This window comes from Streptomyces sp. A2-16 (genome assembly GCF_018128905.1).
Lineage (GTDB): Bacteria > Actinomycetota > Actinomycetes > Streptomycetales > Streptomycetaceae > Streptomyces.
The window spans coordinates 5,151,439-5,176,268 of the sequence record NZ_CP063808.1; the positions used below are offsets into that span (position 1 = coordinate 5,151,439).

17 protein-coding genes and 1 pseudogene are annotated in these 24,830 nt (G+C 70.6%); 12 read left to right on the forward strand and 6 right to left on the reverse strand.

The genetic code is table 11. From position 1 onward, the window contains the following. Positions 1-161: 161 nt before the first annotated feature. Together IOD14_RS23115 and IOD14_RS23120 are read right to left on the reverse strand one after the other, a co-directional pair. Complete coding sequence (locus tag IOD14_RS23115) at positions 162-1,916, reverse strand: prolyl oligopeptidase family serine peptidase (RefSeq protein WP_249126292.1); 1,755 nt, start codon at positions 1,914-1,916, stop codon at positions 162-164. 7 nt (positions 1,917-1,923) lie between these two features. Then, positions 1,924-3,174, reverse strand: coding sequence for an MFS transporter (locus IOD14_RS23120; RefSeq protein WP_212671392.1), 1,251 nt, complete (start codon positions 3,172-3,174; stop codon positions 1,924-1,926). 143 nt (positions 3,175-3,317) lie between these two features. Here IOD14_RS23120 and IOD14_RS23125 point away from each other — a divergent pair, with 143 nt between their 5' ends. Next, entirely contained in the window at positions 3,318-6,173 is a 2,856-nt protein-coding gene (locus IOD14_RS23125) for a BTAD domain-containing putative transcriptional regulator (protein WP_212671393.1), read from the forward strand. Positions 6,174-6,225: 52 nt separating this feature from the next. Beyond that, positions 6,226-6,594, forward strand: a complete 369-nt coding sequence (locus IOD14_RS23130) for a signal peptidase I (RefSeq protein WP_123986728.1) — start codon at positions 6,226-6,228, stop codon at positions 6,592-6,594. A gap of 64 nt (positions 6,595-6,658) precedes the next feature. Here the strand turns inward: IOD14_RS23130 and IOD14_RS23135 are convergent, their stop codons facing one another. Further along, positions 6,659-8,041, reverse strand: coding sequence for an RICIN domain-containing protein (locus IOD14_RS23135; RefSeq protein ID WP_249126036.1), 1,383 nt, complete (start codon positions 8,039-8,041; stop codon positions 6,659-6,661). Positions 8,042-8,122: 81 nt separating this feature from the next. Beyond that, the gene (locus IOD14_RS23140) at positions 8,123-10,264 is read right to left on the reverse strand and encodes a glycoside hydrolase family 36 protein (protein WP_212671394.1); all 2,142 of its coding nucleotides are present in this window, start codon (positions 10,262-10,264) and stop codon (positions 8,123-8,125) included. Here IOD14_RS23140 and IOD14_RS23145 point away from each other — a divergent pair. From IOD14_RS23145 to IOD14_RS23165, 5 genes are all read left to right on the forward strand, one after another. Then, positions 10,258-11,304 carry a LacI family DNA-binding transcriptional regulator gene (locus IOD14_RS23145; protein ID WP_212673373.1) on the forward strand — a complete coding sequence of 349 codons (1,047 nt, stop codon included), beginning with the start codon at positions 10,258-10,260 and terminating at the stop codon, positions 11,302-11,304. The two genes, IOD14_RS23140 and IOD14_RS23145, sit on opposite strands and share 7 nt — an antisense overlap. Before the next feature lie 86 nt (positions 11,305-11,390). After that, positions 11,391-12,701, forward strand: a complete 1,311-nt coding sequence (locus IOD14_RS23150) for an extracellular solute-binding protein (RefSeq protein ID WP_123986731.1) — start codon at positions 11,391-11,393, stop codon at positions 12,699-12,701. Positions 12,702-12,883: 182 nt separating this feature from the next. After that, the gene (locus tag IOD14_RS23155) at positions 12,884-13,717 is read left to right on the forward strand and encodes a sugar ABC transporter permease (protein WP_249126293.1); all 834 of its coding nucleotides are present in this window, start codon (positions 12,884-12,886) and stop codon (positions 13,715-13,717) included. Beyond that, positions 13,714-14,568 (forward strand): carbohydrate ABC transporter permease, encoded by an 855-nt coding sequence (locus IOD14_RS23160; protein ID WP_123986733.1) that lies wholly within the window; start codon positions 13,714-13,716, stop codon positions 14,566-14,568. Before IOD14_RS23155 ends, IOD14_RS23160 begins: the two co-directional genes overlap by 4 nt. Before the next feature lie 86 nt (positions 14,569-14,654). Next, the gene (locus IOD14_RS23165; protein WP_212671395.1) at positions 14,655-17,213 is read left to right on the forward strand and encodes a CBM35 domain-containing protein; all 2,559 of its coding nucleotides are present in this window, start codon (positions 14,655-14,657) and stop codon (positions 17,211-17,213) included. A gap of 137 nt (positions 17,214-17,350) precedes the next feature. On the opposite strand, the pseudogene IOD14_RS23170 reads toward IOD14_RS23165, so the two are convergent. Beyond that, positions 17,351-17,815: pseudogene (locus IOD14_RS23170) on the reverse strand (hypothetical protein); the annotation flags it as partial. Between the two features lie 311 nt (positions 17,816-18,126). Next, entirely contained in the window at positions 18,127-18,888 is a 762-nt protein-coding gene (locus tag IOD14_RS23175) for an FCD domain-containing protein (RefSeq protein WP_123986735.1), read from the reverse strand. Positions 18,889-19,193: 305 nt separating this feature from the next. Here IOD14_RS23175 and IOD14_RS23180 point away from each other — a divergent pair, with 305 nt between their 5' ends. The 5 genes from IOD14_RS23180 to IOD14_RS23200 all read left to right on the forward strand — a co-directional run bounded on the left by IOD14_RS23180 (position 19,194) and on the right by IOD14_RS23200 (position 24,807). Continuing rightward, positions 19,194-20,558, forward strand: coding sequence for an ABC transporter substrate-binding protein (locus IOD14_RS23180; RefSeq protein ID WP_212671396.1), 1,365 nt, complete (start codon positions 19,194-19,196; stop codon positions 20,556-20,558). Then, a complete protein-coding gene (locus IOD14_RS23185) occupies positions 20,555-21,469 on the forward strand; it encodes a sugar ABC transporter permease (protein ID WP_212671397.1) in 915 nt (304 codons plus the stop codon). Before IOD14_RS23180 ends, IOD14_RS23185 begins: the two co-directional genes overlap by 4 nt. Positions 21,470-21,575: 106 nt before the next feature. Next, complete coding sequence (locus IOD14_RS23190) at positions 21,576-22,430, forward strand: carbohydrate ABC transporter permease (RefSeq protein WP_123992445.1); 855 nt, start codon at positions 21,576-21,578, stop codon at positions 22,428-22,430. Positions 22,431-22,438: 8 nt separating this feature from the next. Further along, positions 22,439-24,463 (forward strand): hypothetical protein, encoded by a 2,025-nt coding sequence (locus tag IOD14_RS23195; RefSeq protein WP_212671398.1) that lies wholly within the window; start codon positions 22,439-22,441, stop codon positions 24,461-24,463. Continuing rightward, a complete protein-coding gene (locus tag IOD14_RS23200) occupies positions 24,460-24,807 on the forward strand; it encodes an L-rhamnose mutarotase (protein WP_212671399.1) in 348 nt (115 codons plus the stop codon). Before IOD14_RS23195 ends, IOD14_RS23200 begins: the two co-directional genes overlap by 4 nt. The last annotated feature ends 23 nt before the right edge of the window (positions 24,808-24,830 follow it).

Genomic DNA, 24,830 nt, shown 5'->3' on the forward strand with positions numbered 1-24,830 from the left:
CGCGGGTCAGGAGCTGACGATGATGACGATGATCGGCCGGTTGGCCCGCGACTGGTTCTTGAGGTCGAGCGGGTCGTTGTGGACGACGGCTTTGCGCACGCTGTTCACCTCCTCTCGGGATCGGCTCGGCAGTGGCCGCCGGGGCGTGGCCCGGCGGATTCTCATACGGGTCGTACGGTCCGGGCGCCGACGTGGCCGCTCAGCGGCAGGCCGCCGCCCAGCTGCACACCCAGGAACGACACGACAGCGGTCAGCACCATGGCCTGCTCGTCCGCCAGGCGGCTGTCGTGTCCGCTGTCGGGTTCCAGCAGTTCGGGGTCGAGCCCCCGCGCGCGCAGCGCCTGCGCGTAGCGGACCACCTGCTCCGGTGGGCATTTGACGTCGCTGCCGCCGGCCACCAGCAGGACCGGGGCACGTACCGCGTCGACGTACGTCATCGGGGAGGCCTGCACGTACCGGTGCGGCTGCTGGTCGGGGGTGCCGCCGAACAGTCGGGTGTCCAGGGAGCGGAGCGCGGGTGTGCCCGCCCGGAAGGCGGCGGCGCTGTCCGCGACGGGATGCACCGCCGCCCCCGCCCGCCACAGTTCGGGCTGTGTACCGAGGGCGAGGAGGGTGAGGTAGCCGCCCCAGGACCAGCCCGCCAGCCCCGTCCGGTCCGGGTCGGCGAGCTGCTCGCGGACGAGGTCGGCGCGGACCGCCGCGAGATCCGCGACCTGGGGCAGTCCCACGCCGGCGTCGAAGGCATTGCGCCAGGCGGGCCCGTAGCCGGTCGAACCGCGGTAGTTGACCCGCGCGACCGCGAACCCGGCGGCCGTCAGCAGCACCACGGCCGGGTCGTAGGCGTCCCGGTCCTGCTGGAACGGTCCGCCGTGCACCAGGAACACCGTCGGCCACGGCCCCGGCCGGTTCGCCGGAGCGGTGAGGAGGGTGTGGATCCGCCCTCCGGGCCCGGGGGTCCACCGGTCATCGATCGTCAACGGCATGTCCAAGGAGGGGAGTTCGGGCATGCCGGGCGGCCGGCGGCCGGAGGAGGTCCGCAGCACGGGCGGTGTCCTGGTGTCCGTCCACACCAGGTGCAGGTCCTCGCCCGGCTGCATCCGGGCGTCGAGCACGGTTCCGGCCGGAGCGGGCAGGGCGTCACGGCACTGCCGGTCGAGGTCGACCAGGTGGAGATCGCTGCGGCCGCGGCGGTCCTGACGGACCAGCACCCGGCCGTCGGGGGTCCAGCTCGCCGACGCCTCCGACTCGAACCGGCACCACTCCACCGGCCGGGAGCCCGCTTGCGGTGTCCAGGTCCCGAACCGGTAGCCGTCGTCGTCCTCGGCCAGCAGCAGGAGCAGCGGTGGGCCGTCCGTCGGCCGGAAGCCCGCCGACCAGACAGGGCCGGGGAGTTCGGCGACCGTGGTCCCCGAGCGGTCCAGCACGCGTACGGCCGTCTCCTGCTCCACGGCCAGCAGGGAGCCGTCGGGCGTCAGGTCGATCAGCTCGCCGCCGCCCCGTGTCGACAGGACGGTGTGCGTCCGTCCTTCCGGCGTCCGAAGCCGGACCGAGAAGCCTCGGTCGTCGATCAGTCCGACAGCGGCGGTGCCGTCGGCGGCCATCGCCAGCCCGGCGTTCAGCGCGGGCGGCGTACCGGGCAGTGCCGGCCGGTCCACGCCGCCCTCCCATGGCTGGATCCGCCAACTCCCGCGCCCTGTGCGGTCGTCGTCGAACCACCACAAGCGCTCGCCGCCCGGTTCCACGTCCGCGACGTCGGTGCCGAGCCCGGGCCGGTCGGTCACCTGCCGTGCCGTCCCCCGAGCCACGTCCCAGGCGAAGATCTCGCACCGGTCGTCGGCGGCGCCGACGAAGCACCCGCGGTCCGGGGCGAGTTCGGCGATCGAGGGCAGCGTGCAGGGTGCCGCGAGCAGCTGCATCTCCACGTCAGTCTCCTTGGGACACGGGGGTCGGAACCGGTGCGGGCGGCTGGTCGTCGAGGTGCCTGCGGCCGCGGTGCGCGTATCCGGCCAGAGCCAGCAGAAGAGCCGCGAGCAGCAGTCCGACGGCCACCGGGGTGAGCAGTGCGGTCAACAGGCCCGCCGTGACGGGCGCGAGGAGTTGCACGGCGTTCACGGCGCTCTCCAGGGCGGCTCCGGTACGCCCCTGCAGCTCGGGCGGGACGAGCGCGATCGCCCGGGTCTGGAACAGCACGCTCAGCACCGGCCCGACGAACAGCGCGGCCCCGAACAGGGCGCCGTACGCCCACACGGAGCGCACCGCGCCGAGCGGCGCGACCAGCACCACCATGGCCAGCGAGCAGCCGACGACGAGCCGCCTCGCGGACACCCGGCGCAGCAGCCAGGGCGTCACCAGCGCGCCCGCCAGACCGCACCCGCTGGCCAGGCTGAGCATCAGCCCGACCGACGCGGGCGAGGCGCCGTGCGTCCGGGCCGCGATGAGCACGAAGTAGTACGCGGCGGTGAACACGGCGTTCACACCCGCCCCCCACAGCAGGGCGAAGCGCAGGAACGGCTGGTGCCACAGGAAGCTCAGCCCCTCCCGGGCCGAGTCCCGGAACGACTTCGTGCGGTCCGTGCCGCCCGGTGGCGACAGTTCGGTGCGAATGGCGCGCACGCACAGCGCGGTCCCGGCATACGAGAGGGTGTTCGCGGCGAACGGCGCCCAGCGGGCCAGTTGGTACAGCACTCCGCCCAGGAACGGGCCCAGCAGCGCGGCCCCTTGATCGCGGGCCTGGAGCGCCGCGACCGCCCCGCTCGGGTCGTCCGGCGGCAGCACCGCCCGGATCGCGCCGCGGGCCGCCGCCGCGTAGACCGCGCCCGCGGCGCTCTCCACCGCGGTCACGGCGAACAGCAGGGGCAGCGTGATCCGGTCGAGGAACACCGCCGAGGTCAGCACCCCGAACGCGGTGAACGCGACCGCCGCCGAGCAGAGCATGAGGTGCTTTCGCGACCAGCGGTCGGCGAGGACGCCCGCGACCGGCCCGAGAACGGTGGGGACGGTCAGCGCGACCGTCCCCACCAGGCCGGCCAGCGCCGGACTCCCGCCGGCCGTCAGCACGAGCAGCACGAGGGTCAGCTCGGCGGCGTGCGTGCCCAGCCGGTCCGTGACGCCGGCCAGCCAGTACAGGCGGAAGTCACGGCGCCGCTGCGGCTGTTCAGCTCGTGGCCTGCTCAACGCGTCCCCCGATCACGACGTCGGCTCCAGAGCCCCTCACTGTGTCCGACGGTTCCAGGACAAGGCTGGGACGAACCTTGAATCGGTCTTGCCGGGCAGGTATCACAAGAGGGTCGGACCCGACATTTGGAAGGTATGCGGTCATGACGGTGCATCTCACGGTGCTCGGCAGCATCGAGTCGCACATCGACGGCAAGCCCGCACCCCTGGGCCACTCCCGGCAGCGCAGCGTCCTCGCCGCGCTCCTCGTGGACACCGGACGGCCCGTCACCACCGGGGAACTGGCCGAACGCGTCTGGGGCGAGGCCCCCCCACGCCAGGCCCGCGCCACCCTCCACGGCTACGTCTCCCGCCTGCGCCAGGCCTTCTCCACCACCACCGAGGTGGCCATCACCCGACAGGCGGGCGGCTACGTCCTCGCCCTGACCCCCGCGGCCACCGTGGACGTGCACGACTTCCGCCGCCTGGTCGCCGAAGCCCGCAGGAGCGACGACCACAAAGCCCTGACCCTGCTGGAGAACGCGCTGGCCCGATGGACCGGCGACGCCTTCGGCCCGCTCGACACACCCTGGTTCAACTCGGTGCGCGACACCCTCGACCAGGAACGCTTCGCGGCCCAACTCGACCTCGACGACCTGCGATTACGCCTCGGCCGCCACTCCGAGTCCCTGCCCGGCCTGCGGGCCCGCTCCGCCGCACACCCCCTCGACGAACGCCTCGCCGGCCAGATGATGCTCGCCCTGCACCACAGTGGCCGCGCCGCCGAAGCCCTCGCCCACTACCAGCACGTCCGGCACCGCCTGGCCGGTGAACTGGGCATCGAACCGGGCCCCGCGCTACGGCAGATCCAGGCCATCGTCCTGGCACCGCCCCCCGCCCCGCCCGCCGGCCGCACCTCTGCCCCCGGAACGGCACGGCCCACCGCACCGCGGACCACGCCCGCCCCGCAGGAGGTGACAGGCACTCCCCCGGCCCAACTCCCGGCGCCCGTCACCGCGTTCACCGGCCGCCGCAGCGAAGTGGCCCGACTCGACGAACTGGCCCGCACGTCGGGCATCGTCGCCCTGTCCGGCACAGCCGGAGTCGGCAAGACCACGCTCGCGGTGCACTGGGCACATCGGGCACGCGACGCCTTCCCCGACGGGCAGCTGTACGCGAACCTGCGCGGCTTCGACCCGTCGGCGGCCCCGACGGACCCCGCAGAGGCCGTACGCGGCTTTCTGGTCGCTCTCGGAGTCCAGCCGGAGCGCGTACCCGTCGGCCTGGAGGAACTGACCGGCCTGTACCGCAGTCTGCTGGCCGACCGGAGGATCCTGATCCTCCTTGACAACGCCCGCGACGCGGAACAGGTCCGCCCCCTGCTGCCCGGCGTCCGCGGCACCTTCACGCTGGTGACCAGCCGCAACCGGCTCACCAGCCTGGCCGTGGCCGAGGACGCCCGGCTCCTGACCGTCGACCCGCTCACCTCCGACCAGGCCCGCGCCCTGCTCACAGCCCGGCTCGGCGACCCCCGGATCGCCGCCGAACCGACGGCCGTGCAGGAGATCACCGCCCGCTGTGCGGGACTGCCGTTCGCGCTGGCCGTGGTGGCCGCCCGCGCCGCCGCCCGACCGCACTTCCCGCTCGCCCTGCTGGCGGAGGAACTGCGCGCCGACGGAGGCCGCCTCGACGCCCTCGACGCGGGAGATCCGGCCACCCAGGTGCGGGCCGTGTTCTTCTGGTCGTACCGCGCCCTGGACCCCGACACGGCCCGCATGTTCCGTCTGCTGGGGCTTCATCCCGGGCCCGACCTCTCGGTTCACGCGGCCGCCGCGCTGGCCGGCGTCCCCGTGTCCACGGCCCGCTCCCGGCTGGCCGACCTGACCCGCGTCCATCTGCTCACCGAGCACCTCCCCGGCCGGTACACCCTCCACGACCTCCTGCGCGCCTACGCCGCCGAACTCGCCCAGGCCCAGGACACCGACCGCGAGCGGGCCATCCGCCGTCTGCTCGACCACTACCTCGGCACGGCGCGCAGAGCCGACGCCCTGCTGACGCCCCGGAGCACTCCGGCGCAGGACACGGCACAGCCGCTCTCCGATCACCAGGAGGCGCTGGACTGGTTCACCGCCGAGCACCCGATCCTGCTCGCCCTCGTCGCCCGGTCCCCGGCACCGGACAACTGGGAACTGGCCTCGACCCTCACCACCTTCCTCGACCGCAACGGGCACTGGCAGGCCCTGGCGACGGTTCAGACGACAGCGCTCGAAGCCGCCCGCCGACAAGACAACACAGCGGCCCGGGCCGACGCGCACCGCGGCCTCGGACTGGCCCTGGACCGCCTGGACCACCACACCGAGGCCTACGACCACTACCTCAAGGCCCTCGCCCTCTACGGCGAACTCGGCAGCCACTCCGGCCGGGCCCGGGTCCATCAGCACCTGTCCCGGCTCCTCGAGGCCAAGGGCCTGCACCACTGGGCCCTCGCTCACGCACGGCGCAGCCTGAACCACCACCGGGCGGACGAGGACGCCGCCGGAGAATCCGCCGCGCTCAACCACATCGGCTGGGTCCTCGCACAACTCGGCCATCACCACCGGGCGTTGGTCCACTGCCGCGCGTCGCTCACGCTCGCCGAGGACGCGGGGGACCTCAACGGGCAGGCTCACATCCAGGACAGCCTCGGATACGTCCATCTGCGACTCGGGCGGTACGAGGCTGCGGCCACCCACTACCGCCGGGCCGTCGCCCTGTTCCACCAGACCGGCGACCGCCTCAGCGCGGCCAGAGGGCTCACCCAACTGGCGGAGACCTGCCGGCACGCCGCCCACCCCGCCGCCGCCCGCGACGCCTGGGGCCAGGCCCTCACCTTGACCGACCAACTCGGCCTGCCCGACTCCGACCCCCTCCGCGCCGGCATCCTGAACTCCCTGGACCTGCCCGCCTTTCCTGACACGGCAAGCGAGGCACCCGTACGAGCCGAAATTCCGGGAATTCACTCCGTCCCGTTGCGCGAATAGCCGACAAATCGCGCCTCGTCGGACATTGACTCCACTGATAACATTCCCATTCATGAACGACGGTATTTACGTAGGGAATGCGGGGCACGACGCCCCACTGGACCGAGGATGGATACTCGGCCACTTCAAGGAGGTCGGCGACCCTCGGCACACCGAGGCGGTCGAGGTCAAATGGGGTATCCATCCGCGCGGCGAGCAGCGGCTGGAGTGGGTACGGGGTGAGGAGCGGACCGCTCTCCTGGTGCTCATCAGCGGCCGGTTTCGCGTGGAATTCCCTGGGCGAGATGTCGTTCTCGAAAAGCAGGGAGATTATGTCGTCTGGGGTCGCGGTGTCGATCACTCGTGGTGCGCGGAAGAAGAATCGGTGTTGTTGACGGTTCGGTGGCCGTCCGTCGCCGGTTACGCCATCACGCAGGAATAGTTCGGATTCTCCGCAGGGAAGAGCGGGGTGGTCCGATCGACCGGACCACCCCTTTCGCGAAGGCCTAGCGGACGAGCTTCCAGTCCTGCGAGCCGTCGGCAGTGCCGTTCTGGAGGGTGAGCGGCGCTCCCGCGGACGCCCCGGTGAGGTAGAGGCTCGTGTTCTTGACGGCCTGGAGCCGGTAGTAACCGTCGGACGCCTTGACGAGGTTCCAGCTGCCCGTCGGGCTGTTGTCGACCCACTGGCCGATGCGCTGACCGACCGTGGCGTTGCCCGTCCAGATGGCCGCCGCCCTGCCGCCCGACCTGTTCAGCAGGGTCGTACCGCCGTTCGGCTCGGTCACCACGTGCCATTGCTGGGTGTCCGGGTCGGCCGCCGCTCCGGAGTCCTCCAGAACCACGTCCGGTGTGTCCGCGTTGCCGAGGTTGGCGTCGTTGGTCCTGTTGCCGGTACCGATCACCTGACCGGTCTTGCGGTTGACCAGCTGGTAGTAGGTGCCGGCCGAGTCGCCGAGGTCGACCTCGGCGTAGGCGATCGTGGACGTGCCCTGGTTGTTGAGGATCGCGATGCGGCCGGTGCCGTCGACGTACTGGAGGTTGCGGCTGTAGCCGGCCGGCGAGGTCGTCTGGTACTCGGTCCACACGACGTCGCTGCGTCCGGTCTCGTTGACCCACACGTCGCCGCTGTTCGCCGCGTTGTAGACGAGACGCCCGTCGGGCAAGCGGACCAGGACCGGCCTGCCGCCGCCCGAGAGCGGACGGGAACCGGCGACGACCGGGAGCGCGCCGACGGACATGCCGGTCTGGCTGCCGCGGAAGAACTTCAGCGGATCGTCGGAGATGACATAGCGGGTGTTGGCTCCGCCGCCCCAGTACTCGAAGGTGAGCATCCACCTGCCGTCCGACGTCGGGACGACGTTGGTCATGCCCGGCCGGCCGCCGCCGATCTCGCTCTTGCCGCCGCCCATGTCCTGCACCGACCCGGAGATGTCGACGACGGGGTCGCTCCAGTTGGTGGTCCGGCCGTCCCAGGTACGGTGCACGAGGATCTGGCCGTGCGAGTCGGTGGCCGTGTCGTTGGCGGGGTCCTTCTTCGGGACGCCGGTGACCGGGTCGAAGCCGGTGTAGTCGTTCTCGTCGGAGTAGTAGCAGACCAGCTTGCCCTTGTAGACCATCAGGTAGGGCTCCCACAGCGGGTCCACCTGCTTGTCCTTGTTGGCGGTCGCGACGTTCGTGCCAGTCGCGCCCGCGCTGCCGCCCTGCCAGCCGCCGGTCGCCACGACGTTGAGGACCTTCCAGCTCCTGCCCTCGTCGGTGCTGGAGTACAGGGCGATCGCCAGGTCGCTGCGGTCGCCGTCGTTGGACGGGGTCCAGTTCGGGTCGGCCGCCTTGTGCTCCTTGTAGTAGACCCCGGCCACGCGATTCCCGACTGCACTGCGTGTTTCCATCACGCATGTCCACCCACGCGCGGGGCGACTTCATCGACTTCATCGACTTCCGTCTTCGGGCGCCGGCCCGACCCGTCGCCGCTACCCGAGACGCAGCAGTACGGCAGTCCCCGGCCGGGGCAGTGTGACCGTGAGCGTGCCATCGACCGCGTTCCAGCTCGCCTTCGCGCCGGAGTCGCTCGGATACAGCACCGCCGGGCGCACGGGAGAGTCGCGCAGGTGCGGTACCGGCACGGTGACGCTGTCGCCGGACTGGTCCTGTACCGCGGACCGGCCGACGGGCCCCTCCGGGTCGTCGGCGACCGGCGTGCGCCGCCAGAACGCCAGATACGTGCCCGACTCGGCGTGCAGCCCGTGCGCGAGCCAGGTGTCCGTCCAGGAGGGCAGACCCAGCGGCCACACAGGCCGGGCCTCCGCGATCTCGGGGCGGATGCGCCGGTAGACGTCGACGGCCGAGCGGACGAGCGCGGACTGCTCCTCGCTCATCCGGTCGAGGAAGCCGGACAGATGCACCCGGCCGAGCAGCGCGGTCGTCATCGTGAAGGCGATCTCGTCGAGGGTGAAGTGCGGCTGGGGGTAGGCCCAGACGGCTGCCTGCTCGGGGGTGACGGCGGTGGCGGCCGCCGCCGCGATGGGCGGGTAGCGCAGCGGGTCCTGCTGGTCGCTCGTGGACTGCAGCTGGGCGACGGCGAGTTGTGCGTAGTCCATGCGCAGTCCTCCCGAGCCGCAGTTCTCCAGGACGAGGCCGGGGTGACGGTCGAGGAGGGAGGCCAGCCAGTCGAGGTGGGCGCGGTGGTGGCCGAGCAGTCCGGCGCCTGCGCTCTCGGTGCCGTTCTCGGTTCCGGGGCCGGCGTTGATGTTGTAGTCGAGTTTGAGGTAGCCGACGCCCCACTCCCCCACGATCCGGTCGACGACCCGGTCGAGATGGGCGCGGGCCGCGGGGTGGCGCAGGTCCAGGTGGTGGCGTCCGTGCTCGGTCAGGCGGACGCCGCCGCGGCGGAAGAACGCCTCGGGCGGCAGGGTGCGCGCGAGGGGGCTGCGGACGCCGACGACCTCGGGTTCCAGCCACAGCCCGGGTGTCATGCCCTGGCGTCGGATGGCGTCCAGGACTTCCTGGATGCCGCCCGGGAAGCGCCGACCGGCGGGTTCCCAGGCGCCGACCGCGTCCCACCAGCCCTGGGCGTCGTCGTCGTACCAGCCGGCGTCGATGACGAAGACCTCGGCACCGGCCGCACCGGCCGCTTCGATCAGCGGCAGGAGCTTGGCGGTGGTGGGGTCGCCCATCAGGGTGTTCATGTAGTCGTTGTAGATCACCGGCAGCGCCCGGAGATCGGGGTGGCTGCGGCGGATGAGGCGGCGGTAGGCGGTGAGCTCGCCGAAGGCCGCGTCCAGGCCTCCGGATTCGGCGCGCACGAGGACGGCGGGCACGGTGGTGAACTCCTCGCCCGGAGCAAGCGTGTGCCGCCACTGGTGGTGTGCGTCGTCGGGCCCGAACAGGGCCACATAGGCGGCGCCCTCGCGCTCCCCGGTCTCGTACCGCCAGCCCGCGCTGGACTCGATCTGCCAGAGCCAGGCTCCGCCGGCGCCGTCTGTGAGGGCGCCGAGGGGCAGATGGCGGCCCGTCGACCAACTGCCCTGCGAGCAGCGCTCGAAGCAGCCGCGGCCCTCGTGGCCGTGGGCCGCCCTGTTCAGGGAGACGACCTGGTCCCGGAACCCGGCGTGCCGCCAACGGCATTCGGCGAGCCAGTCGTTGTCGGCCCAGTGCAGGGTCAGACCGCCCAGACCGCCTCCCGGGTCGGCGATGCCTCCGAGTGTGAGGGTGGAGACGCTCTCCAGGTGCACGGGGGTCTCCCCCTCGTTGACCAGGCGCACCTGGCTGCGCAGGAAACCCGAACCCGGGACGGTGGCCAGGACGACGTGGGCGGCCAGACCGGTCTGCGGATCGGTGAGCCGGATCGTGGTGCGCCGCCAGTGACCGTCCTCGACGGTCTCGTGGTCGCGCAGCATCAGGCGGCCGCCGACGGCCGTGTCGATGAAGCGTTCTCCGGACCAGGTGCGTCCGTGCCCGGTGAGGACGACCTCGACGAGGGGAACACGGCATCCCGGGCTCCCGTCACCGAGGGCGAGCCCGACCGAGCCGGTCGCGTCCGCCACGGCACGCAGTCCGAGGACCTCGTCGCACCACAGCAGGGACTCCCGGGCGATCTCGGCGGCAGCTGTCAACGCAGTTCCCTTCTCGGCACAGTCGGCGGAAGGCCGCCAGCATCCGTGATGTCGCCGAGGCGGCGGATGTCTCCTACCAGACCGTTTCGAGGGTCATCAACGGCCGTCCGAACGTGCGGGAGGAGACCCGCCACCGGGTGCAGGAGGCCATCGCGGCCCTCGGCTTCCGCCGCAACGCCACCGCGTTCGCCCTGGCCAGCGGCGTCACCAGGGCGGTCACGGTTCTGACGTCCAACACCGTCCTCCACGGCTACGCGGCCACCCTGCAAGGCCTGGAGGAGGCCGCCCGGGCCGCCTGCTACTCGGTCGGCGTGCGGGTGCTGACACCGGAGGACGACCTGGACCGCACGGTCGCCACCGCGACCGCGGCCGGTGGCGGGATGATCGTGATCGGGTTCGACCGGCTCGGGGCCGCGGCCCTGGACCGGGTGCCGTCCGACGTGCCCTGCGCGGCGGCCGTCGAGGCACCACCACCCGGCCGCACCCCGGCCCGGGCGGCGGTGTGGGCCGACGACCGCGAGGCCGCCCGGGCAGCCACCCGCCACCTGCTCGACCTCGGGCACCCCACGGTCCACTACGTGGCGATCCCCACCTCCACCGGCTCCCGGACCTCGATGTCCCCCCGCGCCGAAGGCTGGCGCCAGGCCCTGGAGGCGGCCGGTGTCACTCCGCCACCACCCCTCGGCGAGGGCTGGGACGCCCAGGCCGGCTACGCGGCGGGAGGCCGACTGGCACTCGATCCCGACGTCACCGCGATCCTGTGCGGCAACGACGACCTGGCGCTCGGAGTCCTGCGCGCCCTGCACGACGCCGGCCGACGCGTCCCCGCGGACGTCAGCGTCATCGGCTTCGACGACGCCCCGCACTCACCCTTCCTCATCCCCGCCCTGACCACGGTCCGCATGGACTTCCAGGGACTGGGCCGCACCGCCTTCGAACTCCTGCGCACCCAGCTGGAGTCCGACCACCGACCGGCCGAACCGACGCTCCTCGCCCCCGAACTGGTCCGGCGCGAAAGCACCGGCCGGAGGACCGCCTGACCCGGGCGGCCCCGCACCCCGCCCCGGCCATCCCCCACGTTCCACCGCACAGCTCTGCCAACCCTCGCGTGTCTAAGGACCACACCATGAAAAGAGTCGCCTCCTCCCTCGCCGTCGCGTGCGCGCTGGGCCTCACGGCCACCGCATGCAGTGACAGCACCGCCGGCGGCACCGGAGCCGCCCCGACCGGATCGGTCGACGCGACGGCGAGCCTGAAGGGCGTCCACCTGACCATGTGGGTGGCGCAGAACAGCGTCGCCGAGCCCAAGCAGGTCATCGACGCCTTCCAGAAGGCGACCGGAGCCACCGTCACCACCCAGGTGATCCCCGACCCCTACGAGTCGAACGTCCCCACCAAGCTGGCCTCCGGCGACAAGCCCGACCTGATGTTCTGGCAGCCCACCGGCAGCACCCTGCCGTTCGTCCAGCCGGAGAAGAACCTGCTGCAGCTCGACAACGAGGACTGGGTCGGCAAGCTCGGCAAGACCGAGCAGGGACTCGGCCAGGTCGGCGGCCACCGCTACGCCGCCATCGTCACCAGCCCGGCCACCCTCGGCGTCTACTACAACAAGGACGTCTTCAAGAAGGCCGGCATCACCAAGATGCCCACCAGCTACGCCGACCTCCTCGCCACCGCCAGGACCGTAAGGGCCAAGGCGGGCGTCGCCCCGTTCTTCGAGGTCGGCGGCGACAAGTGGCCGCTGCAGTGGCAGGTACAGCTGCAGCTGACCGACCTGCCGCAGAGCTTCTGGGACAAGCTGAACAAGAACCAGGCCAAGTGGACCGACCCGGTCGTCGTGAACGCGATCAAGAAGTACAAGTCGCAGGTCCTCGACGGCGGGCTGGCGCAGAAGAACTACAAGACCGCCACCTTCGTGGACCAGGGCAAGGCGCTCCTGGACGGCAGCGCCGCGATGGCCGTCAACGTCACCTCGCTGCAGAGCGAGATCCAGGCCACCTCCAGCACCGCGGAGATGGACCGGAAGCTGGGCTGGTTCCCGGTCTCCAACAGCTCCGACAAGGCCCTGTACTCCCCCGACCAGACCAACGGCGTGGTCGCCTTCAACACCGGTGACGACAAGCGCCAGACCGCCGCCCGGCAGTTCCTGTCCTTCTGGCTCGGCGAGGACTACCCCGCCTACATCAAGGCGAACAAGGTCGTCTCCGTGGAACCCGCCGTGCCCAACCCCGACGGACTGCCCCAGACGGCGATCGCCCAGGCCAAGGCGCTGTCGTCCGCGACGGGCGTCTTCCAGGTCAAGGCGCTCACCGCGCCCGACATGCACCTCGCGCTGGCCGACATGATCTACGGCAAGAAGACGCCGGAGCAGGTCGCCCAGGCCGCCCAGGACCAGTTCACCCAGGTCCTCAAGGCGCGCGGCGTCTCCGGTTTCTGACCGCTCCGTCCCGGGCCGCTCACAGGGACCCGGCCCGGGCCACTCACCGGAGGTGAGACGTGGCGGACACAGCCACCGTCGGCGTCACCGACGCCAAACCCAGCAAGCAGGCGCACGGTTCCGCGCGGCACAACCCGCGGCGCCGGCCACGCGGGAAGTCCGACCAGCCATGGTGGTTCGCCCTGCCCGCGCTCGCCGTGTTCGGTGTCTTCTTCCTGCTGCCGAACCTGCTCAACTTCGTCTACCCGTTCACCAACTGGTCGGCGTTCCACCCGGACATCCGGTTCGCGGGACTGTCCAACATCCGCAGCATCCTGCAGGACGGCTCGATGCTGCGGGACATCCGGATCACCGTGGAGTACGCGGTGCTGGTGGCCCTCTTCCAGAACGGCTTCGGGCTCGCCCTGGCCCTGCTGCTGGAACGCGACACCCGCTTCAACCGCTTCTTCCGGGCCGTGTTCTTCCTCCCGGTGCTGATCTCCGCCCTCGCGGTCGGCTACATCTTCCGCGCCCTGCTCGCCCAGGACGGCGCGCTCAACAGCGTGCTGTCCTCCCTGGCGGGCCACCAGGTCGACACCCCCTGGCTGGGTTCCACCACCTGGACCCTGGTCGTGGTGACCCTCATCCACGGCTGGAAGTGGATGGGCCTGGCCATGCTGATCTACCTGGCCGGTCTGAAGAGCATGCCGGGGGACGTCCTGGAGGCGGCCCGCATCGACGGCGCGGGCGCCTGGCGCACCTTCTGGTCGATCCGTTTCCCGCTGCTGGCACCGGCGGTCACGTTCAACGTCACCACCGCCCTGATCGGCTCGATGAACACCTTCGACATCGTCCAGGCCACCACCGCGGGCGGCCCGGGCAGCGAGACCGAGGTCTTCAACATCTACATGTTCCGCGTCTTCGGACAGGGCCTGTACGCGCAGGCCTCCGCGATGAGCCTGGTGCTGTTCCTCATCGTCGTCGTCCTCGCCGTGCCGGTCATCGTCGGTCTGCGCCGCAGGGAGGACAACCAGTGACCGCCCTTCCCGTCCCCGCTCCCGCGCGGCGCGGCCCGCTGCGCTGGGTGCAGCCCGCCGTCGTCCTGGTCGTCGCCGCCGTCACGATCGGCATCCCGCTCTGGCTCGTCGCGGTGACCTCCGTCAAACCGCAGGCGGAGGCGATCAAGCCCAACCTCTCGCTGCCGCACCACGTGCAGGCCGCCGACAACTACCGACAGACCTTCGACCAGGGGAAGATGATCCAGGGCTTCGTCAACAGCCTGCTGGTCGTGGTCCCTTCCGTCGTCCTGGTACTGCTGCTGGGCGCCGGGGCCGCCTGGGTGTTCGCCCGCCGCAAGGGACGCCTGGTGAGCACGCTGTACGCGCTGAGCATCAGCGGCCTGCTCCTGCCGCCCGCGGTCATCACCATCGTGATGGAGCTGCGCCAGATGGGCCTGGCCGGCACCCAGCTCGGCATGATCGCCGTCTACACCGGGATGTACCTGTCCACGTCGATCTTCTTCATGACCGGCTTCATCCGGAACCTCCCCGAGGAGCTGGAGGAGGCGGCCCGCATGGACGGTGCCGGCCCGGTGCGGGTCTTCTTCCAGGTCATCCTGCCGCTGCTGCGACCGGTCATCGCCACCGCGACGATCATGGTGATGCTCTTCGCCTGGAGCGACATCTTCTACGCGTTCTTCGTCCTGGGCGGCGGCGACAAGGCCACCCTCCCGCTCAACCTCTACCAGGTCGCCAACGCCCAGCTCTACCTCAACAACTGGCACCTCATCTTCGCCTACGTCGTGATGATGAGCCTGCCCATGGTGGCCGTCTTCGTCGTCGCCCAGCGACGCGTCGTCTCCGGCATCACCAGCGGAGCCGTCAAGTAACCCCCGCTGCTCCGCTCCCCCGTCCCACCTCACCCGCGCTCTCATCCACGATCCTCCCGCGCCGACGCGGGAGGCGGAGGACCCTCATGCCCCGAACCCCGCACAGCCCACGCCGGACGCGGCGCCTGTTCGCCGTGTCCGCCGTCGCCGTCGCCCTGGTCGGCACGGCGCTGACCGGCACCGTCGCCCAGGCGGCCACCCCCCAACTCACCGTCGACCTGGGGCAGACCACCGGAGCGGTGATGCACGGCGCCAACGGCACGCTCTACGGCCTCAGCGACGACGGCGTCCCCGGCGACAACCTGCTCGACCCCCTGCACATGACGACCGTCGTGCAGAAGGCCCCCGACGGACTGCAGCACCCCAACGGCGACGCGCTGACGGTCAAGGCGGCCTACGACCGCAGCGGCGGCGGCGACGTGTACATCTACATGCAGGACTACTACGCCCAGTGGCCCTACGAGAACCTCGGCCTGGACGACTACCTGGCCAAGGTCGACACCATGGTCCGCAAGGTCGCCGCCCGCCCCGACGCCGACGACTTCGTGTGGGTGCCCTTCAACGAGCCCGACGGGAACTGGTACGGCGGTCTGGGCAGCTCCGACACCGCCACCTACACCAAGGCCCGCGACAGGTTCGAGAGCGACTGGGCCACCGTCCACAAGAAGATCCGCTCGATCATCCCCGACGCCCGGATCGCCGGACCCAACGAGACGCACTACGACACGCGCCTCATGAACGACTTCTATCCCTGGGCCAAGGCCAACGACGTGCTGCCCGACATCACCACCTGGCACGAACTCGACCCCGGGTCCCTGTCCAGCTTCGAGACCACCCTCGCCGCCTACCGGACCCTGGAGAAGAACACCGGCATCCCCGAACTCCCGGTCAGCATCAACGAGTTCGCCAACCGGCGCGACCAGTCCGTGCCCGGCCAGATGGTCCAGTGGCTGTCGCTGTTCGAGCGGAACAAGGTCTACGCCGACCAGGCGTACTGGAACATCGCGGGCAACCTCAACGACAACGCCGTCCAGACCAACATCCCCAACGGCACCTGGTGGCTGCTGCGCTGGTACGCGGGACTGACCGGAAGGACCGTCCAGGTCAGCCCTCCGCAGGCCAACACCACCGACACCCTGCAGGGCATCGGCTCGCTGGACACCGGCCGCAAGCAGGCCCAGGTACTGCTCGGCGGCAGCTCCGGCGCCGTCGACACCGTCCTGCGCCACATACCGTCCTCCTTCGGGCCCAAGGTCAACGTGACCGTGGAGCGCGTCGGTTGGAGCGGCTACGAAGGCGCGGCCGCCGCACCGAGCGTGGTCTCCCGCACCAGCCGTACCGTCGGCAAGGACCGCGCCGTCACCGTGCCGCTCACCGGCCTCGACCCGATGGCCGCCTACCGCGTCACCGTCAACCCGGCCGGCAAGGGCGCGCCCGCCTCGGCGAGCCTGCCCTGGTCGGCGTCGTACGAGGCCGAGAACGCGGTGATCACCGCGGGCACGGTCTACTCCCAGGGCTCGCGGTCCAACCCCTACGGTTTCGCCACCTCCGGCACCAGGGACGTCGGCAGCCTCAACCAGCCGACCAGCAAGGTCGCCTTCACGGTCGACGTCCCGAAGACGGGCACGTACGACCTGGACGTCTTCTACGGCAACCAGTCCGGCACCCCCTCCACCCAGACCCTCACCGTGGACGGCGGCTCACCGGTCACCCTCACCTACGGGTCCACCCTCAACTGGACCTACCGCTCCGTCGTCCGCGCCCCGCTCACCCTGACGGCGGGCACCCACACCCTCACCCTGGCCAAGGGCACCAGCGAGGTCACCCTCGACAAGATCGACCTGACCGCGTCGGCCACCCCGCAGGCCGTCTACCCGGCGACGTACGCCGACATCACCGGCTCGCCGTCGTACGACTACCGCACCTCGGGCACGAGCGGCGCCGGTGCGCTGGTGCTGGACAAGGGTGACAAGGCCGTCTTCGACGTCGACGCCCCGGCGGACGGCTACTACACGGTGCGTGCGGACTACTCGGCCACCGGTCGCGGCACGCTGAGCCTGGACGGTGCCACCGCCGCCACTCTGCTCCCGACGCAGGGGAAGAGTGCCGCGAAGACACTGCGGCTGTACCTCACCGCCGGGATCAACCGGGTGACCGCGGCCGTTCCGGGACAGGGCAGGCTGACGCTGAGCGACCTGCGGGTGACGGACGCGCCGAGCAGCGAGGGCGTGACCGCGTACGAGGCGGAGGACGGTGTCCTCGCCGGGCGCGCGGCTGTGGCCGCCAACAGCTGGACCTCCGGCGGCCGTTACGTCGGGAACATCGGCAACGGGCCGGGCAACACCCTCAGTCTGAAGGTGCGGGCCGCGAAGGCCGGGCGGTACGTGATGAGCGTCCGCTACGCCAACAACGAGCTCGCCGGTTCAGGGAACTACAACACCAACGTCGTCTCCCGGGCCGCCGACATCACCGTCGGCGACAGCACCCGGCGGGTCATGTTCCGCAACAGCTACAGCTGGTCCAACTACTGGTACCTGCCGGTCCCGGTCACCCTCGAGGCCGGCGACAACACCGTCACCTTCGCCAACGCCACGGCCTACGCGCCGGACATCGACCGCGTCACGGTCGCGCCGCTGAACGGCTGACCTCGGCCGGAGGACCGGCGCTCTCGTCACTGGGGCGAGCGTGCCGGGCGAGTTCAGCCGGGAGGGGCCCACCGCCGGGCCCGGTGCACTGTCGCCCACCCACTCGGTCGGATCCGGGTGAGTGGGCGACGGCGCCGTTATGGCACTCCCAGTTCGAAGAGGCCGTAGCCCGCGTACGACCCGGAGGCCAGGGCCGCCACGCCGAGCAGCGTGAACTGGTAGGCCGGGCCGAGGCGGCGCAGGGCGAGGGCGACCGGGATGAACAGGGGGAAGAGCGGGAGCAGGTAGCGCGAGACGTTTCCGAAGATCTGTTGGCTGCCGAGGACGAGGACGAGGGTGAGGAGGGTGTGGACGATCAGGACCGCCGGGAGACGGACCCGGATCAGGAGCGGGAGCAGCAGGAGCGCCAGCAGGACGACGCCCACACCGATCATGTCCGCGAAGGGCCACGCGAAGAGGTAGTCGGAGTGGCCCACCGTGACCGAGGTGAGGACGTCGAGGGTCTGTCGGCCGAAGTCCCACTCATGCGCCCAGGCACCTGACTGGAGCCGGAAGTAGCCGGCGTAGTCGCCCATCCGGTGGCCGACCCAGCCGACGGCTCCTACGGCGGCGAAGCTCACGAGTTGGCGAAGCGGCCCGTCCGTCGCCTCGGCCGCACCGCGCCCCAGCACGGCGGCCGGCCGGAAGGTGCCGCGGCCGAGCGCTCCGCGGATCCGGACGATGCCGCGGTACGTCCGGGTCACGGTGACGGGGTCGCCTGTCGCCGACGCCTCGGCCTCCGACGGCCGGGCTCATCCAGTGGCCGGTCGCCGGTGGCGCCGATCAGGGCCGGCAACTCGTCGCTCTGCGACAGGGGCGAAAAGGGGCCCGCCACGGTGCGGCGGGGCCCCTTCGGCATGGCCGGGCAGGCGGGTCAGCCGAACAGACGGCGCTGGATCTCGCGCCGGTAGTCCTCCAGCGTCCGGTCGAGGTGGACGGCCGTGGCCTCGGCGGCCTCGTCGGGGCGGCCGTCGCGGATGGCGCGGTAGATGGCCTCGTGCTCCTCTACCGCGGCCGGGGTGCCCTCGCCGAGGCTGTCGTGGATGCCGATCGCACTGGACTGGCGCTGCAGTCGGCGCGCGTCGCGCACCGCGCTGCCGAGGAAGGTGTTGTGCGAGGCCGCGGCCAACGCTGCGTGGAAGTCGTCGTCCGCCCGGTTGAAGACGTCGACGTCGCCGTGGGTGTACCCGTACCGGCACTGCTGCATGGCGACCTCGATCGTGCGCAGTTCGGCGGGCGTGGCACGGGTGGCCGCGAGCTTGGCGGCGGCCATCTCCTGGACCCTGCGGAACTCGAACAGCATGAGCACGTGATCGAGGTCCACGGGACGGAAGAACCCGCCCCAGCGACTGGTGATCAGCATGCCGTCGTCGTCCGCGACGAACAGCCCGCGGCCCTTGTGCGCCCGCACCCGGCCGAGCGCCGAGAGGATCTTCACCGCTTCCCGGACCACCGCCCTGCTGGTGTCCAACTGCTGGGCCAGGTCGTTCTCCGTGGGCATCCGGTCGCCGGGGACCAAGCGGGCCTCGGCGATGAACTCGAGGATCCGCTCCGCCACGACCTCGTACCCGGGCCGGTAGTCGCGCCGCTCGTCCGCGCCGTTCACGACTGCTGCCACGGCGGGCGTGTCGTTCATGTGTCCTGCCTCCGGGTGACTGCGACGAGGGTGACTGATCGGCCTTGAAGCCGCACTCATCGTACCTCAGCCCAATATAAGTCGTACTCATTCTGGACGATCTCGATCATGAACCACGGTGCAACTTGTTCTTTAAAACCCTATTTACCCAGATACAGCAGGCTCAAGAGCAGCTCTCATGCACCCAGCTGAGTCCGAAAAAAGCCGTACACACCCCTTGACGCACCGTTGGATATGGCGGCTAATTTCTTCCGCGGCGGTAATGACAGAGCCGTCAGCCTCACGCAAACCGAGTGGAGTCGCTCATGTCCGTCTACAAGCCTTCGGTCGCCCAGGAGACAGGGACCAGCAGGAGACGCGCCGCGCTGCTGGCCGGCTGTGCCGCCACCGTGCTGCTCACGGTGACCGCCTGTGGCGGGGGCGGCGGCGCGACCGGCACGACCAAGGACGGATTCGCGCAGGCCGCCCAGAAGGACGGGGCGCTGACCGTCTGGGTGGACGCGACCCGTATGGACGCCGCGAAGCTGTACCAGGCGTCGCACCCGGGCGTGAAGATGGACATCGTCAGCTACGACGGCGACGCCAACGGGTCCAACTACCTCCAGACGAAGGTCCAGTTGTTCAACCGCACGGGCAAGGGCTGGCCGGACGTCGTCTTCAGCTCGCAGAACAACGAGGCGAGCTGGGCGGTGGACGCGGGCTTCGCGGCACCGCTGAACAGGGGCCTGATACCGGACGCGACCCTCGGCGGATTCGCCAAGGGCGCCAACGACGTCTGCACGGTCGACGGAACCCTGTACTGCCTGCGCAACGACCTCTCCCAGGCGGTGCTCTGGTACAACGCGCCGCTGCTGAAGAAGTTCGGCTACACGGTCCCGACGACCTGGGAGGAGTACCAGGCGCTCGGCGAGAAGGTCGCCAAGGAGCACCCCGGCTACCTCGTGGGCGACGCGGGCGACTCCTTCACCCCCGAGATCTACCTGTGGGCGAGCAAGTGCGGCGCCAACCACATCACCGGCCCCAAGTCCGTGTCCGTCAACACCACCAGCGAGGCCTGCACCAAGATGGCCAAGCTGATGGACGTACTGATCAAGAACAAGTCCCTGTCGATCAGCGGCGTCTTCAGCACCGACTTCGCCAAGAACGAGGCCGACAAGGTCCTGCTCATGCCCGGCCCGGCCTGGTACGGCGGCGCCGTGTTCAAGGACGGCCTCAAGACCCCGGCCAAGCAGATCGCGGTGGCACCCATCCCGCAGTGGCAGGGCGAGACCTCGCCGTCCACCGGCAACGTCGGCGGCGGCACCTGGCTGCTGTCCAAGCACTCCACCCACCTCAAGGCGGCCACCGACTTCCTGACGTGGGTCACCACCGACAACGCCTACCAGGGCGCGAAGGCCCCCGGCTTCCCGGCCTACGCGCCCGCCGCCGAGAACTGGCTCAAGGCGCAGGCCGCCTCCGGCTACTACGCCAGTGACCTCAGCGCCCTCAAGGACGCCTCCTCGCAGGTGTGGGCCGACTGGGGCTCGGGGCAGTTCAGCCAGGAGGCGATCTGGGCCGCCACCGTCAAGCCCGGCCTGACCCAGGGCAAGACCATCGAATCGCTGCTGCCCGCCTGGCAGGACTCCATCGTCAAGTACGCCAAGTCCAACGGATACAAGGTCTCCCAGTGACCCTCACGCATTCCTCGGCCGGCTCTGTCCGGGGGCGCCCTCGCGGCACCTCCCGGCAGAGCCGGGCCGGCGTGGCTTTCGTCGCCGGCTACGTACTGTTGCTGATCGCCTTCGGCGTCCTTCCGACCTGTTACGCCGTCTACTTCGCGTTCACGGACGCCGGAGGCACGTTCACCGGTTTCAGCAACTTCGTCACCACGGCACAGGACTTCCGCTTCGTCGACTCGCTGGGCCACGTGGCCCTGTACCTGGCTTTCTGGCTCCTGTCGCTCGTGGTGTTCGTCGTGGTCCTGGCGCTGCTCCTGCACCGGCTGTCCTCCGGACCGCTCAGCCAGGCGCTGCGCTTCCTCTACTACATCCCCGGAGCGCTCGCCGGCGCCGCGAGCGTCCTGGTGTGGCTGTTCATGCTCGACCCGACGGTGAGCCCGGTCAGTTCGCTGCTGGAGACACTGGGCTTCCACACCTTCGGCGAGGTCATCGCCCCCGGCAACCTGGCGATGCTGTTCACGATCATCGCGTTCTGGACCGGCGCGGGCGGCTGGATCGTCGTCATGTACGGCGCGCTCAACAACATTCCCAAGGACGTCATGGAAGCCGCGCGCATCGACGGTGCGAACGGCTGGCAGACCGCCTGGCGAGTGCAGATCCCCATGCTCCGCAAGTGGATCGTGTACATGGTGATCCTGGCCTTCGCGGGCGGCGCGCAACTCTTCGTCGAACCGCAGCTGCTCTCCCTCGCCAGCACGGGCGTGGCCGGCCGCGACTACTCGCTCAACCAGCTGACGTACGACTTCGCCTTCCAGATGAACAACATCAACGGCGCCGCCGCGGTCTCCGTGGAGCTCCTGGTCGTCAGCGTGTCGGTCGCCGGTGTCTTCGTCGCACGGTCGGGGTTCTTCGATGCCGACTGAGACCCGACCCACTGCACCTGCCACCGCCCGCACGGAACGGGAGGCGAACAGCATGAGCCGAAGCCGCCACGGGGACCCGCGGCAGCGCGCCCGGCGCCCGGGGCACATGACGTCCCGGCTGCTGGCGGGCTCGGTGCTCGCCGTGTTCGTGGTGTTCTTCGTGCTGCCGGTGCTGTGGCTGCTGCTCGCGGCCACCAAGACCGACCAGCAGCTGGTCCACGACAACCCCCTGTCCTTCGGCTCCTGGCACGCGCTGAAAGCCAACTGGCACGCGCTCACCGCGTTCCAGGACAACGCCATCCTGGTGTGGCTGGGGAACTCCGCCGTCTACGCATCGATCTCCCTGGTCATCACGCTCTGCCTGGCCATCCCGGCCGGATACGCGCTGGCGATGACCGAGTTCCGCGGCCGGCACACGCTCCTGATCGCGACCCTCGTCGTGATGCTGATGCCGAACGCCACGCTGGTGGTCCCGCTGTTCCTGGAGATCAACGCGGTACATCTGATCGGCACCATGTGGTCGATCATCCTGCCGTACTCGTTCTACCCGTTCGGGGTGTACCTGACGTACATCTACTTCACCACCGCCGTGCCCAAGGACCTCCTGGCGGCGGCGCGGATCGACGGCTGCTCCGAGTTCGGCGTCTTCCGCCATGTGGCCCTTCCGCTGGCGACACCCGTCATCGCACTGGTCGGGTTCTTCAGCTTCGTCGCCAACTGGACGAACTACTTCCTGCCGTACGTGATGCTCCCCGAGAGCGACCAGATGCCGATCCAGGTGGGCGTCGGCAGTCTTCTCAGCAATGTGCCGTCGTTCAACCCGACCGTCGGCGCCCTCGCCATCCAACGCCCGCAATTGGCCTTGGCGACGCTGGTTGCCATCACACCCGTCCTCGTCGTGTTCCTGTTCGCCCAGCGCTTCCTGGTCAGCGGAATGCTCGCCGGCGCCACCAAGGAGTGACAGCTCTCATGCCTTTCAGCCCCCACCCCGACGCCTCCGGCGACTCCCCGGCCGCCGACCTGGCCGCCGCCCCCGTACCCACCCCCGATGTCCGAGCCACGGTCCCGTTGCTCGAACCACCCGGCTGGGCCGTCGCCCAGCGCGCCCTGTTCGACCTGCTCGACCACGCCTGGCGTCGCTTCGAGCGCGATTTCACCGGCCCCGACGGACGGCTCACCTACAACGACCGGCTCACCAGCCGCGACGGTGTCGACGACTTCTACGAGGTCTTCTTCAACTGGCCCCAGCTCTACCTCCTCGGCGGCGCCGACGACCTCCTGCCCGCCAGCGAGAGGCACTGGGAGGGCGTCACCAAGCAGCTGACCGAACTGGACATGCTGCACGACGAGTACGAGCGCGGCTACGACTGGTTCCACCAGGGCGAGAGCCTGCTGCTGCTCTACTTCCTGTGCATGGCCGCACCCGACCGCTGGGCCGAACGCGCCCTGCGTTTCGCCGAGTTGTACGTCGACCCCGCCAAGGGCAACTACGACCCCGAGCACCGCATCATCACCCGCCCGCACAACGGCAGCGACCCCGAGCGCACCGGTCTGTTCGACGGCGACGTCTACCCATGGCTGCTCAAGGAGGCGGAGACCTACGGCTACCCGCTCGACTGGCTGCCCGAAGCCGCGGACGGCCCTTTCCCCCTGTCGGCGGATCCGCGCCTCGGCGACCAGATGCGGGACCGGATGGGCGTCGGCGACACCGCGCTCAACCTCGCCGCGGCCGGACTGGTCCTCAACGCCTGGATCCTGTCCGGCGACGAGCGCTACCGGGACTGGATCGTCGAGTACGTGGGCGCCTGGCGCGAGCGCACCCGGGAACAGGGCGGTCTGATCCCGGACAACGTCGGCCCGGACGGTGTCGTCGGCAGCCTGCTGGAGGGCCGCTGGTACGGCGGCCACTACGGCTGGTCCTGGCCGCACGGCTGGCACAGCCTCGGACACGCGGCTTTCGTGGGCGCGCTCGCGGCGGCGACGGTCACCGGGGACGACGACTACCTCTCCATGGTCGCGACCTCGCTCGACGCCCTCATCGACCGCGGCAAGGTCATGCCCCACACCGAGTCCGACTCGAGCCTGCCCTCAAAGTGGGCGGTGGAGCTCGGCCCGGACCGTGACACGCCCACGCTCCACCTGCCGTTCCGCCACAACGACTCGGGCTGGTTCGACTACAACCCGTCCACGCCCCCCGTGCCGGTGGCCCTGTGGCACCACACCTCCTCGGACGCCGACCGCGCCCGCCTCGAGCGGCTGCGCGAGGCCGACGGCATCGACTGGTGCACCGTGCGCCCGTTCCGCGCGAAGGAGGAGTCCGGTCACGAGAAGGCGTGGTTCGCGTTCCTCGCCGGCGACGACCCCGGTTATCCGGAGCGGATCCTCGCGGCCGCCCAGGCCCAGGTCCGGCACCGGCTGCGGCGCATCGACCGCTACCGCGACCTGGACGTGCCCGAGGCCGACATCCACGTGTGGCAGCAGTGCAACCCGGTGGCCACCGAGGCCCTGGTACAGCTGACCTGGGGCGGCCCTCAGGTGATGTACCAGGGCGGTCTGCAGCAGGCGAGGCTGCGCTACCACGACGCCGACGCGCGCCGGGCGGGGCTGCCCGCGGACGTCGCTGCCCTGGTCACCTCCATCGACCCCGAGGCGACCACCGTCGAGCTGGTCAACCTGGCCCCCGAGACGGACCGCACGGTGATCGTCCAGGCGGGCGCGTTCGCCGAGCACACCATCATCGGCGTCCGGTACACGACCTGCACGGACGACGGCTGGATCGGGGACATGTACGACTACGGCCACACCGAGCCGGTGGTCTCGGAGGCCGAAGTTCCCTGCGAGAGTCCGTACCTGACGGTCCGTCTGCCCGCCTCCACGCGCATCCGGCTCACCCTGCGGCTCGGGCTGCGCACCCGCACGCCCAGCTACCGCACCCCGTTCGACACGGCGGCCGGCGGGTCGCACTCCACCGACACGACAGGGGAATCGGCGTGAAGCGCATCGCCCAGACCATCAGGCTCCGCCCCGAGCACCGCGAGGAGTACCTCCGGCTCCACTCCGCCGTGTGGCCCGGCGTCGAAGCCGCCCTGCACCGGGCGAACATCCGCAACTACAGCATCTTCCTCCACGGTGACGTGCTGTTCGCCTACATGGAGTACCACGGCGAGGACTTCGAGGCCGACATGGCGTCCATCGAGGCCGACCCCGAGACCCAGCGCTGGTGGAAGCTCACCGACCCGTGCCAGGAACCCTGGCCGGACCGGGGCGAAGACCGCCAGTGGAGCGACCTCCCGGAGATCTGGCACCTGAGCCCGCCCGGCGACGACACCACCGCCTGACCCGGCCCGCACCAGCCGACCCG